The sequence below is a fragment of the Burkholderia sp. Ac-20379 genome, assembly GCF_017104645.1.
GTDB lineage: Bacteria > Pseudomonadota > Gammaproteobacteria > Burkholderiales > Burkholderiaceae > Burkholderia.
Window position 1 is genome coordinate 1 of record NZ_JAAGPF010000820.1, and the last position, 518, is coordinate 518.

General features: G+C 75.3%; 1 protein-coding gene. It reads right to left on the reverse strand.

The annotated features are described in order from the left end of the window. On the reverse strand, positions 1-518 hold a 518-nt coding region (locus G3N92_RS34800), incomplete at both ends, for a thiamine phosphate synthase (protein WP_206131972.1).

Sequence of the window (518 nt, forward strand, 5' to 3'; positions counted from 1 at the left end):
CGATCGCCACCAGCGGCGCGCGCCGGCCGGCGAAACGCGCGTAGCGCGCGATCCGCGCCAGGCCCTGCGGCGGCGCGGCGACGGCCTTGGTGGCGGTGGCGTACACCGGCCCGAGCGCCAGATAGCTGGGCCGCATGCGCAGCGCAACGAGCATTTCGTAATAGCCGTGGCTCGACAGCCCGAGCCGCAGCCCGGCCGCGGCGATCGCGCCGAGATCGGCCGTCTCCAGGTCTTCCTGGCCGAGATGCACGCCGTATGCGCCCGCCTCGATCGCCAGCCGCCAGTGATCGTTGATGAACACGCGCGCGTCCGGATAACGGCGGCCGGCCGCCACGGCGCGCGCGATTTCCGCCGCCAGTTGGCCGGGCGTCGCGCCCTTCACGCGCAGTTGCACGGTGCGCGCGCCGTAATCGAGCACGCGCTCGACCCACTCGGCCGACGGCACCACCGGATAGAGCCCGAGCGCCGCCGGACACGGCGCGAACGCCGGCTCGGGCGCGCCCGGCGCGCCGGCGACC